General features: G+C 33.4%; 10 protein-coding genes. All 10 read right to left on the reverse strand.

Annotated elements, in window-relative coordinates:
* Nucleotides 1-3 precede the first annotated feature (3 nt).
* Nucleotides 4-1449 (reverse strand): SusD/RagB family nutrient-binding outer membrane lipoprotein, encoded by a 1446-nt coding sequence (locus ACZ49Z_RS03110; RefSeq protein ID WP_464306742.1) that lies wholly within the window; start codon nucleotides 1447-1449, stop codon nucleotides 4-6.
* Nucleotides 1450-1461: 12 nt separating this feature from the next.
* A complete protein-coding gene (locus ACZ49Z_RS03115) occupies nucleotides 1462-4653 on the reverse strand; it encodes a SusC/RagA family TonB-linked outer membrane protein (protein WP_464306743.1) in 3192 nt (1063 codons plus the stop codon).
* 57 nt (nucleotides 4654-4710) lie between these two features.
* Complete coding sequence (locus ACZ49Z_RS03120; RefSeq protein WP_464306744.1) at nucleotides 4711-5403, reverse strand: TIGR04282 family arsenosugar biosynthesis glycosyltransferase; 693 nt, start codon at nucleotides 5401-5403, stop codon at nucleotides 4711-4713.
* Nucleotides 5404-5410: 7 nt separating this feature from the next.
* On the reverse strand, nucleotides 5411-6463 hold the full coding sequence (gene arsS, locus ACZ49Z_RS03125; protein ID WP_464306745.1) for an arsenosugar biosynthesis radical SAM (seleno)protein ArsS: 1053 nt from the start codon (nucleotides 6461-6463) through the stop codon (nucleotides 5411-5413).
* 94 nt (nucleotides 6464-6557) lie between these two features.
* Complete coding sequence (locus ACZ49Z_RS03130) at nucleotides 6558-6893, reverse strand: arsenosugar biosynthesis-associated peroxidase-like protein (RefSeq protein WP_464306746.1); 336 nt, start codon at nucleotides 6891-6893, stop codon at nucleotides 6558-6560.
* 3 nt (nucleotides 6894-6896) lie between these two features.
* Nucleotides 6897-7391 (reverse strand): rhodanese-like domain-containing protein, encoded by a 495-nt coding sequence (locus ACZ49Z_RS03135; protein WP_464306747.1) that lies wholly within the window; start codon nucleotides 7389-7391, stop codon nucleotides 6897-6899.
* A gap of 1059 nt (nucleotides 7392-8450) precedes the next feature.
* Entirely contained in the window at nucleotides 8451-9017 is a 567-nt protein-coding gene (locus tag ACZ49Z_RS03140) for a hypothetical protein (protein WP_464306748.1), read from the reverse strand.
* A 10-nt stretch (nucleotides 9018-9027) separates the two neighbouring features.
* Nucleotides 9028-9909 (reverse strand): RHS repeat domain-containing protein, encoded by an 882-nt coding sequence (locus ACZ49Z_RS03145; RefSeq protein WP_464308039.1) that lies wholly within the window; start codon nucleotides 9907-9909, stop codon nucleotides 9028-9030.
* Between the two features lie 1192 nt (nucleotides 9910-11101).
* Nucleotides 11102-11965: a tyrosine-type recombinase/integrase gene (locus ACZ49Z_RS03150; RefSeq protein ID WP_464306749.1), complete on the reverse strand. Its 864-nt coding sequence runs from the start codon at nucleotides 11963-11965 to the stop codon at nucleotides 11102-11104.
* Nucleotides 11962-12822 (reverse strand): tyrosine-type recombinase/integrase, encoded by an 861-nt coding sequence (locus ACZ49Z_RS03155; protein WP_464306750.1) that lies wholly within the window; start codon nucleotides 12820-12822, stop codon nucleotides 11962-11964. Before ACZ49Z_RS03155 ends, ACZ49Z_RS03150 begins: the two co-directional genes overlap by 4 nt.
* Nucleotides 12823-12824 lie beyond the last annotated feature (2 nt).

Here is a 12824-nt window from a genome sequence, read left to right on the forward strand (position 1 = left end):
TTCTTATTGGTCCCACCATACTGGGAAGTTTATACTATTACCATTTGTTGCTGTAGCTGCTATATTATAATTCTCACTATTTAATGCTTCCTCTTCTGAAGGATAAGGCATTCTAATAGGAATTAAATCGTTATTTAAACTAGCGGCAATCGTTCTTAATTGAGGAAAACCTGTTCTTCTATATTCCACCCAAGCTTCATAGCCATTAATGATATTGGCTATCCATTTTTGTGTGCTAATTTGTTGCAAAGGTGTTGTTCCTATTGCATTGTAGGCCGCATTCCCTGTTAGATAATTTGTTGGCATTGTGGTATTCCAATATTGAAAAGCGAGTGTTACTCCATTTTCATATAAGGTTTGTCCGTTCGCTGTAATCAATCCTTTTTCGGCTGCTTCTGCCAATGCCAATTGCACTTCCCAAGCGGTAATAAAATTAGCATCTAATGTCGCTGTGTTCTCTCTAAAAATAGTTCCAGCTAAAGAATAATTAGCCAATACAATAGAGGTTGAAGAAGCGTCAATACCATTAAGTAGTCCATTAAATTCTCCAGAAGTTGCGTTCGCATAAGGTCTAAAAAAAGTATTTATTCTCGTATCATTATAATTTGTTAAAATAGCTTCCATTGTTTCAGACATTACAAAATTATTAAAGTCTCCAACTCTCAATTGTGCCAATCTAAAACTATTGGGTGCGGTATTGGTGAAATTAAAAATAGCGTTTTGATCGTTCGTCATAATATAATTACCCTCATCGTAAAGTGCTTGTAACCGAGATGCCACATCCACTTTTGTTGCAATGCGTAATAAATATTTAATCTGTAATGATTTTGCAAACCGTACCCATGATTGCAAATTTCCATTATATATAATGTCTCCTTGCAATGGAATGGCATCGGTATAACTTTCAATAGCAGCAATACCTTTCTCTAAATTATCTAGAATTCCGTTTGTGTTTAGATAGATACTTTCCTGACTGTCATAGACTGGAGTTACTTCTCCTTCAGTTCCGTTGAATGCTTGAAAATAGGGTGCATCTCCAAATAAATCGGTGAGACCCGCAGCCATATAGGCCTTTAAAATCAATGCTGGTCCTTCATATACTTTTAAAGTAGATGACTGACGTGCTTGTTTTAGCATAATTTCATTATCGCGCAAGTTCTTATAGAAAACAGCCCAAGGATTCCCTCCTAATTGAGGTGATTTGAGTGCATGACGATCGAACAGATTAAAATCTAATGCCGTTCTATGCTGTGCTAATAAATCTCCTGCTACAAAACCTTCATAGCTCATGTTTTCTCCAAAATTATAAATCACTTGACGTAATAATAAGCTTGGATGTACTGTATTGGGGGCATTGGGGTTGCTATTTATCTCTTCAAAATCTTTTGTGCAACTGGTAATCAAAAAAACTGTTATTGCCACTAAACCACTGTATATATATTTTCTCATTGTTTTCTTACTTTAAAAATTAAAACCCAATTTAAAACCAACGCTTCTTGTAGTAGCATAGCTCATGTCTTCAACTCCACTCACAAATCCGTTACCTTGAACAGCTAATTGTTCTGGGTCGAAATGAGGGTTTTCTGTAATTGCAAATAGGTTATTGCCTATAACTGACAAATCGACTTTACCTCCTTTTTTCAATCCTAAAAATCCTTCTTTAATTGGCAAAGAATAGCCTATTGAAAACTGACGTAATTTTAAAAAAGAAGCATCATATATATTATTTTCTTCATGATTTCTATCATAAAACTGACGATAATAGGTTTCTGCCGGAATTGCAATAGTATTAGGCTGCCCTGATTGTGTTACTCCTTGAGCTACAATTCCGCTGTCTGATCTATAAGCTGTTTCTGCTAATTGTCCTCCAACATTTCCTAATGCTCTGGTTCTAGACACTACTTCTCCTCCTTGTCTCCAATCGAATAAAAAGCCTAAATTCCAATTTTTATAGGTAAAATTATTTGACCAACCCAATGTAAAATCGGGCATATAATTTCCTAGTTTTTTTAAATTATTATCGGCTATATATTTTCCGTTAGCATCTATTATAAATTGATCGTTCTCGTTTTTCAAATAGCCTGTTCCATAAATATCGCCTACTCTTCCACCTTCTTCTACTTGAAACCAAACGGTTTGGTTGGCACTATCATAAATTCGGCTATAAGCCAATGTTAATCGTCCTCCTTCTTGTGGTAAATCTTTAATAACAGAACGATTACTCGCAAAGTTAAATATTGTGTTCCATTTAAAATTATCTGTTCTCACAGGAATAGCTCCTAAAACAATTTCGACTCCTTGTGTATTCACTTTTCCTCCATTTACTACTTGTTGGTTATAGCCCGAAGAAATGGCAATAGGCAAAGAAATAATTTGATCTGCTGTATTTGCATTGTAATAGGTGAAATCTACATTGAAACGGTCATTGAAAAAACGAACGTCTGCTCCAACTTCATAGGAGGTAGTTTGTTCTGGTTTTAGATTTGCATTTGGAATGAAGTTTTGATTACTGAAAGTGGGTTGCCCGTTAAAAGGTGTTTGCGACACAAAAGCCCCTGATGTTTGATACGGACTTGTATCGTTACCTACTTGTGCAATACTCGCTCTCAGTTTTGCAAATGAAACCACTTTAGGTAAAGTCACAACATTTGATACAACAAAGCTTGAAGATATCGACGGGTAAAAAAAAGATGTACCATCTACCGAAAAAGGAGTAGCTAAGGCACTTGACCAATCGTTTCTTGCGGTAATGTCTAGAAACAAAAAATCTTTATAGCCCACTTTCGCAATTCCGTATAACGAATTGATTCTCTTTTTCGATTCGAATTGAAAAACTTCAATAGGTGAAGCGGCATTATTCAAATTATATATTCCAGGTTGTGCTAAATTGACGGTTTGTGATTGTTTGGTTGCTGCATTTTGGTCTAAGCGATTCCCTCCGAAAGAGATGTCTAAACGTACTGCATTGAATTTATTTTTATAATTGAGTAGAAAATCGGTATTGACTTCTCTGTATTTGACATCATGTTCTGCATAACCTCCGTTTCTAAAACGATTGCTACTAAATGCTCTTCGCATCTTTCTCGTTTCGCTACTATAATCCATTCCTGTTCGCACAGATAAACTTAGGTTTTTAGTAATTTCTTGTTGCATTTGTAGGTTACCAAAAATACGATCCCGTTCAAACGAGTTTCTATTTTCGTATAAAATGAAATACGGGTTGTCGAAAAATGTATAATTGAAAGAATATTGTTGTATGCCTTCTAAACCTGGTTGCCAATAATTCTTTAAACTGTTTATATCTAAAGAACGAGGTCCCCAAGCCACAAGGGAATAATTCACATTTTCACTTCCGTAACCATTTGAAGGTCTATTATCGCTACTGGAATTCACATAGTTTATAGCAGTAGAAATGGTTGTTTTTTCAGAGGGTTCAAAGTTTAGTTTAGCGGCAATAGTTTGACGATCTAGGTTTACACCTGGAATAATAGCTTCACTACGCAAGTCGGTAAACGATACTCTATAATTTCCTTTTTCGAAACCATTGGTTACAGCAATATTATTAATTGTAGTGGTGCCTGTTCTGTAAAAATCTTTAAGATTATTAGCATGCGATACGAAAGGAGTTGGTGTGATACCGATTCCATTGTACAAAGAAGTGTCTCCACCGCGAACAAAACTTCCGTCGGGTAATTGTACTGGGCTATCAAATTGAGGCACTAACAATCCTGCATCTAAACGAGGCCCCCAAGAATAGGTTATATTATCATTGGTTCCCCCACCAAGACCATCTACATAGGCAAACTGTCCAGAATTCCCTTGTCCGTATTGATTTTGAAAATCGGGTAATTGAAAAGCCGAATCTACTGTTAGAGAGGTATTGAAGCTAACTCCAAATCCTTTTTTCTTGTTACCATCTTTAGTCTTTATTACAATCACTCCGTTTGATGCTCTTGTTCCATATAATGCGGCTGCACTTGGTCCTTTCAAAACGGTAACCGATTCTATATCGTCTGGGTTTACTTCCATTGCACCATTACCGTAGTCTATTTCTTGAAATCCTGCTGCTGCTTCATTTGTGAAATTAAAAATGGTTTCATTATTTATGGGCACTCCGTCCACAACAAACAATGGATTGTTATTTGAAAAAGAAGCTTCTCCTCTAATGGTTATTTTTGAAGAAGACCCAACACCTGTAGCTCCTTGTGTTATTGTAATTCCTGCAACTTTTGCAGCAAGATTGTCTAAGAAGTTAACGGTTTTAACTTCGGTTAATGCTTCCGATGGTAGTGATTGCACAGCATATCCCAATTCTTTTGATTCTCTTTTTAACCCTAATGCGGTTACAACTACTTCTTGCAGGTTTGCTGTATCTTCTTTCAAGGCTACATTAATTAGGGTTTGATTACCTACCGTTATGGTTTGCGTTTGAAACCCGAGATAAGAAAATTGTAACCGTTCTGCTGTGGTATTTACTGTAATAGTATATTTCCCATTTTCATCTGATGTTGTCCCGTTTGATGTTGAAGCGATAATGCTTACATAGGGTAATGGAGTATTATCTACAGCACTAGTTATTGTACCTGTTATTTTTATTTGCGAAAAGCCAAAACACGACACCGTGAGTAGCAAAAGAACATAAATTTGCCTCATCTTATTTTTTTATTATATATACTAATTGTTCTGAATTGATTTCAGATAGAATGATTTTTAATTGTATATAATAAATGGAGAGCCTTTATTGTAATAATATGATTGTAGTATTGTTTTATAAAAAAGGACTAGTGGAATAAAAAGAAACTTAAGAACCTCAACTGTTTCTAGTAGTATGAAACGTATTGCATTTCTCATCTTTCTTGTGCTTTGCAAGATCTTTTTTATATCGTGCAAAGCATCAATATCGTCTAAGGTTTCTAGACAAACTACTTCGGCTTTGTAGGTTAGAAACAGTTTCGATAATGTGGTGGTTAGTTGTTGGGTTTGCCAAGGTAGTTTCAAAAACAATTTGGCATTAAAGTAGTCTTTTTGAATACCTAAAAGATAGAAACCTCCATCTGTTGCTTTTCCTACTACTACTTTGTTAGCATGAAGGTTTTTCTCTGCTAGAAGCAGGTGTTTTGTGGTTAAATGTGGTGTATCGTTTCCGATTACAATTACCGATTGATATCCTAAGTCATAAATGGATTGCACCGCATTGGTAAATCGTTCTCCAAAAGAATCGCCAACTTGTTCTTGTTCTGTAATTCGATAATAGGGCAGCTTCGTTTTTGAAACCAGTTTTAAAGTATGTTCGTTTAACGAATCAAAGATTTCTTTCGATTGTGGGAACGACTTTATGTTCGCTTCACATTCGGAAGAACGGGCAAAAATTAGTATTGCTATTTTTGATTCGTTTTTTTTCATCTCTTTTTTAGGCAACTGTTCCTTGGCAACTACTCCCTGCTCCTGCTGTACAGCCATAGCAGTGCTGAGAAATAATAATGTTTCTGTTGTTTAATTCTTTTTCATTAAACTCTGAAATATGCTTCGATTTGGAAGCTACTTTTAATCCTAGCATTTGATTGAAATCGCAATCATAGAGCCAGCCATCCCAACTTACTGAAATAGTATTGGTACACATTACATTTGCTACTGCGGAAGGGTTATAGGCTTCTACTAATGCATACATATAGTCTTCATAGTTTTCGGATGCTATTAGGTAGTCTAAAAATCTAGAGATTGGAAGATTTGTTATTGCAAAAAGATTATTAAACTGTATGTTAAAGTCTTCTTTTAATGCTTTTTTAAAATCTTTTTCCATTGCCATTTGGTTGCCTGGTAAAAAGGCTCCCGAAGGATTGTAAACTAAATCTAATTTTAATCCGCTTTCAGGCATTCCGTACCCCACTGCATTGAGTTCTTGCAATGCTTTTATTGATGTGTCGAAAACCCCATCTCCTCTTTGTTTGTCGGTTTTCCCTTTAGTCCAATGTGGCATAGAACTAACAACGTGAATATTATGTTTTTTAAAGAAATCTGGCAAGTCATAATATTTTTTATTGGCTCTAATGATTGTTAAATTGGAACGCACAATAAAATCTTTCACACCAATTTTTGATGCTTCTTCTACAAACCAACGAAAATGAGGATTCATTTCTGGTGCTCCACCTGTCAAGTCTAAAGTATTTACTTCAGTTGTTTTTAATACTTCCAAAATTTGTTGCATGGTTTCTTTGGTCATGATTTCTTTTCTATCTGGACCTGCATCTACATGGCAATGTGCACAAACTTGATTGCACATGTAGCCAACGTTTATTTGAAGTATTTCTATTTTCTTGGGTTGTAGTGGGTATTGATTGGATTTTTTAATTGTAGCTGCAAATGTGGGTAACGAACCATCGCTAAAAATCCCTGTGGCCAGAATTTCTAATTGTTTGTCGGTTTTGGATAACGGACTTTCTTTTGATTGGAGCGATTTTAACATAGTTGTTTTTTATTTTTCAAAATTCTTTGAATTGGTACAAAATTAGGATAGCTATTTTACATTAAAAGTTAGCTATTTTACACAAATGCAAAAACTACATGGATAGTTTGTTGTATTTGTTCATCATTTGCACTCCATGAACTAATGCTGCTCCTCCTTTTATTGCTGCTGCCACATGAACGGCTTCCATCATTTCTTCTTTGGTTATGCCTCTTTTCAAGCCATCTCCTGTGTAGGCATCTATGCAGTAGGGACATTGCACTGCATGAGAAACGGCTAATGCTATTAATGATTTTTCGCGAGCAGAAAGACTGCCTTCTTCGAACACTTTTCCATAATATTCGAAAAAACTATTTCCTAGTTCTTCATTCCACTCTACTATTTTGCCAAATTTTTTTAAGTCTGCTGGGTCGTAATATGTTTTTTCCATAAATTATTTTTTATATGTTATAGTTCCTTTTGTTAAATATTTACTCCATTCTTTAGAATAGACGTGTATGCTATCTGTAATTTTATTGTTGCTATCTACCACATTATTGTTTTGGTTTTTCCATTCAAAAATACCTCCATAAAGATTTTGAACATTGGTATAGCCCATTTTGATTAGCTTTTCTCCTATTTGTTCGCTTCGCACTCCTATGGAGCAATAAACAACTATTGTGGTTGCTTTGTTTGGATATTGTGCTTCAAATGTTTTTGAATTGAATTTTGTGTGTCCAACGCAAACTGCTTTTTCTAAATGACTAACGTTGTATTCCTTTTGTTCTCTGGCATCTAAAAGCAGAATTCCTTTTGTGTTTTTAAGTTCATTGACTGTAATATATGGAACGGTGTTCTTATTGTATTTTTGCAATACTTCTGGAATTGTTTTTTGAGAAAATCCAAAATTAAAAAGAAGTATGAAAAGAAGTGTTATTGTTTTTTTCATTTTTGTATTTTTTGTTACTTGTCTTATACTGTTTATCGCTTGTATTAACTTTGTTGTGTTTTTAGACGAAGTTACAATAACTTCCTGACATTTTATAACAGTGTTTTTTTTGGGTTGTGGAAATACTTTAAAATAAAACTCAATTATACGTTAGGACGTGCGTTCGATATAAAAAATTTAAAGAAGTATAAATAAACAAAACGTTTTGGTCAGTTTGAGTATTTTTTAGGTAATAAAATGGAGTAAAAATGTATCAAAACTAATTAATAGGATATTTATAACATCTCGATACATTTTCAATTCCGCAAGCTACATTGAAAACACGCGATGTGACGGAAGAATACCAATTACTTTACATCGAACTCACGTTTAGAATGCTTTTACAAAAATGGGTGTTTTTATATTAATCCAAATTTTGGATCAAACGCTAGTTCTGCAAATTAGCACGTTTTTTTGCTAGCGATGTGTATAAGTGTCTCCTTTCTTGTTTTGTATTTACAAATATCACTCGGCTTACACTCGACTTATACTCGGCTTTGATACGGCTTTGATACGGCTTAGTAACTTTTGTAAGTTTCCCTTTAATGATTACAAATTGGTTTTATAATGTAATGCAATTGTAATTCTGAATTCTTAATCTTTTTTCTGGACAGTACAAACGAACTTTCTATAAAGCACTATAAAACAACAAAACCACTCCTTTTTACAGCGTGGTTTTTGTTGTTTTATTATTTGCTACGAGGTCAGGAGACCATCGTAGAGTATCACGGTTTCATTAGAACACTTAGAAGAACTGGATGAAGGAACGAAAAAAAATGATTGAGCTATTAGATCAGCAAAAATATTTTGTAACTCGAATCTATAAATCCCCTGCCCGAAAAGATAAAGAATGTTTACTTCTCACTGTAAACAATTTCATTAAAGCTACTAAATTAAATAATCTATAAAACAACAAAACCACTCCTTTTTACAGAGTGGTTTTTGTTGTTTTAATTTGCTACGAGGTCAGGAGACCATCGTAGAGCTATTCGTTTTCATTAGAACTCCTCGAAGAGCTGGCTATCGGGTTTTTTCAGCTAAATTGATATTGATAGCAACTAAAAGTATTAAAGGAGCTCTATACTCAATTATTGTAAAATCATTCTGTGTGTAATTGTTAAAAAGTTTACAAATATTTTTTTTATTATTATACCCTGACTTCATAACTTCGTTTAAAATTTTCCCTTTCGAATAGAGCTTTTCATAAACTTTTCCTGTTCCAGATCTTGAGATTAAATATGGACATTGATTAAAAATAATATCCGTTGAATATAGATGATAATTATTCTTATCAAAGAGTTCTCCTATTTTCTTGTTGATTTTAGAGAAACTTTCATTACCATCTATAATTTTAAATAAAAGATTTTTGTAGTTCTTTTTTTTAACTTCTCTCAATAAATTATTTTTAATCAGTAAATCTTCAACTTCTAATATAAATTTGTAAAAATCAAATTCATTCGATTCTGAATAATAATGATTTTCGTTAATCTTCTCATTAACACAATTATTTAATTCAATATAAATATTCTGAGAGTTACAAGAAACTGATATAAGAATAAGGATTAAAGTGATTTTATTTTTAAACATTTCTTCTTATTTAAAGTTTAATCAATGATTTAGCCCTAAAATAGTTATATCTAGGAAATTTTTTATTCAATCTATCATAAAGTTGATCAGAATTATTTCTATGAACATAGATATGATATGATTCATTTTCAACTCCAGTATTAGGATGATACATTGGAAGGACTATATTGTGCTGATTATTTGGAAAATTATTTCCTCCAGTATCAAATCCATTAACAGGTGAATTACCAAGATTTGTGGTTGTACTAGAGCCATCAAAAGTTGATGGTCTATAAACAGGTATATTGTAAACAACATTAAAAATTTTACCTTCAATACTTATTTTTGCGCTGCCTCTTAAAACATTTTTATATTCTGTATTTGAAAAATACTGATTTGCTAAAAAACTAGCCTTTCCCTTTGATTTTGAATGATCTCTAGCAAAAAGAAAATGATCAAATCTTCTTTGTTCATTTTTTCCTTCAGGGGAATTTAAGTCCAATTTTAAAGCTTCGTTTCCTGTTATATTATTCACCATCTCTCCACTTACTTCAGTACCTTCTTTTATTTCAGTATCTCCAGTTGAACCAGTTATTATATTAGCTTCAGTTTGATCTAATCCATATTGTGAGGCAAAAGTTTTTGCACTATCTCCTTTTTCAGCAATATATGACGTTGAACCGTTTTCATTAAGCTTAGGTTTCCAAACTGCTTGCATTCCATCAGGGTCTACAAAAAACATCGGATTATTATAAGCATAGTTATATGGTGTCCATCTTCTACTATTTTCCGCTTTAGGGTCAATATTCATCCAACGCCCCAAAGCAGCATCATAATTCCTTGCGCCATAATCATACATATTCAATCCCAACTCTGTTTGTAACTCCTTACCGTTATACTTATACTTATACAGTCCTGCTCAACTTTTACCCTCGCGTGAGAGCCTTATTTTACTGCAACTCCTATGCTTCTTTCTGTAAGAACGTACTTTTTCATTTTCTCTCGCTTGTCAAAAATAGTACTTTTTATTTTCAATTGAAAAAAAAGATATTGCTTTATTTTAGGTTATTCGCTTTGGTTTCGTTTGTAATTCGCTTTAAATTAATCGTTTTTAAGCGTGATTTTAGCCTAAATAAGCCCTTTTTTATCCTTAGCTAATAACTTTTGTTGTTCAGCTATCAAAATGCTTTTATTTGGATTATTTCCTGAAGACTTCCTTTTTTTATCCATAAGAAAAAGTGGGCTCTAGTGGGCTTATGGTGGGCTTATCCTCGGGACATCTACGGAACATCGTCGGCTATAAGTCGGTTTATTCTGTAATACAAACTTGTTTAAATATTGCAACTTGTTTGTATGTTTTTTCGTTGTCAAGCCTTATGTTTACTCACTTTTTTTACTTTTTTATCAATCGTTTTTTTATCTTGGTCAACCGTGGCAAGTATTCACTATTTATGCGATGGGGCTTTTGGCTGGCTGAGTAGGTTCCGAAGGGTGTTCGTTTTAAAAGATGATGATTTAAAGCTTTGGAAGAAGTTAGGGCAATCATCAGCTTTTAAAATGATTAGGCTCACGCCGATTGAGTGCACAATCTTGGCTTTTTTAATTTTTGTGCACAAAAAACGAGCAAAGAAAGACGGCAACCACTGTAGCTGGATTTTTTGTGAAGCTTTTTTGAAGCAAATAATTAAAAATGAATAAACTTGCGAAGCTCCTATTTCGGGTGGGAGCGTTGGAGAGCGGCTATTTTACATAGTGCAAATTATAGTTTCATAAAAAAATCCTATTAAAAATAATCAACTCTTTTTTATGAACTATAATGCTCGATGCATTATGTAAAATAGCTTGGGAGTGGCTTTAGCGTCGGGTTAAGGCTCTTGTTTTTTCGGCTTTGGGTGAGCAGCTCTATACTAAACTTTATGGCTTTTTATTGACCGCTTAAAAAACAAATAATATCTCCCGATAAAAAACATAAAGTTTAGTATAGTGCTGTTCTTAGGGAAAAACAAGTGCCTTGTGTGGTGGGAGAAGCCACTGGAGCGTGGGGAGCGTTGGACGGGTGGGTGCAAATAACTCAGCGAAGCGTTCCTATTTTTATTATTGGTCTTTTATCTAATTGGGTGTAGTTTATCAATGGCTGTCTTTAAAGCGTTTAATCCTGTTTGCCTGTACTTTTCTGTGGTGTCTGGGTGTTTATGTCCTGCAAAGTGTTGTACTACTCGTAAATCGTTGTTTTTGGTTAGTAAGTTGGCTAGTACACTTTGTCTGATGGTGGTTGCTGTGAGCTTCTTTTTATACTGTTTTTGATAAGTTGTAATTAAGTAATCTACATCTTCGGTTCTGATGGGTGTTCCTAGTTTTCCCAATAGTAATTTATTGTTATCGTTTCTCCACGTTTTTAGCTTGGTTCTGTCTTGGTTGATGTATTCGTATAGCAATAGTATTTGTTCGGCTTTTAAAGGTAGATTTCTGTTATTGGTTAGTGCTGTTCCTGTTACTTGTATGGTTGCTTTCTCTAAATCTATATCGCTTAATTTTAAGTTTTCTATTTCGCCTATTCGTAAACCTTGATGAACTAATAAACTCATTATAATTTTGTTTCTCTTGGCCAAAAATGGATAACGTTCTTTTCTAGGATTTAAAAGGCTTTGTAGTTCTTTCTCTGTAAATAAATCTTGTAACTGGATTGGGTTTTCGGTTTTATCTCGTAATCGTATGCTGCGTGCTGGATTGTCTTTTCGTTTGCCTGTTTCAATTAAATAATCATAATATCGTTTGATGCAACCTAGTGTAGCTTTTATAGTGGATGGTTGGTAATTATTGCGTAATAATTCAATATACTGCATTACTTTTTGATAGTCATATTTGTCTGCATTTCTATTGGCTTTCTTGTATTTTTCAATACTATATAAATAACTTTCTACGGAACTTTCTCTTAAACTTTGTCGTAAAAAATCTTTTAATGTTGTCATTGTAATTTGGTTTTTAAAAAATTAATTCGAGTGTAAACCTGTGTTGTTCCAAGCTGTGTGTGTCCTAAAAAATCCCTAACCATTTCTATACTCATTTCATTTTCTAGTAGATGTGTTGCGATGCTATGCCGTAGGCTGTGTAAACAATAATTTTGATGATCTATTTTTTTTGTTCGTTTGAGTATTCTTTTAAAAGTGGTATAAATAGTATTCCCTTTTATAGGGTTTCCTAACTCATTGATTAAGAAGTTTTGTAGTTTCTCTTTTCTATAGATTTCTATTTGATTGTTATAGTTTTTTAAGTCCTTTACAATACTTTCAGTAAGTGGGATTACTCTACGTTTCTTGCCTTTTCCTTTTCTGATAAAGAGTAGTTTTTGTTCAAAGTTTATATCTTTTACATCCAATAAAATTACTTCAGTTCTTCTAAGTCCACAGCCATAACACAGATTTAAAATAGTAGTTTCTAATAAATTGGTGCAGTTTTGATACAGGGTTTTAATTTCTTCTTGTGTAAATACTAATCGTTCTTTTTTGGTAGGTTGTTTGATTCGTAGATTGTATGGATTTTGTTTAATTGTCCTGGTTCTTTCTAAATAATCAAAGTAGAGTTTAATTGCTAGTAGTTGGCTGTAGATGTGGCTTTCGCTTATAATTCCTTTTCTTCTTTTGTTGGGTTTTGTTTTTAGATATTCGTAGTAGTTTTTTATATGGTAATCGGTTATTTTTTGTGGTGTTTCTTTTGTATAATCTAATATATTTTGTGCATATTTTGGATAATTATTTACTGCTGTGTTGCTATATCCCAAGTTTAATAATTCTCTTCTAAAGTCATTTATTGTATTTTCTATTATCATTT

Source organism: Flavobacterium sp. KY-23415 (assembly GCF_055384985.1).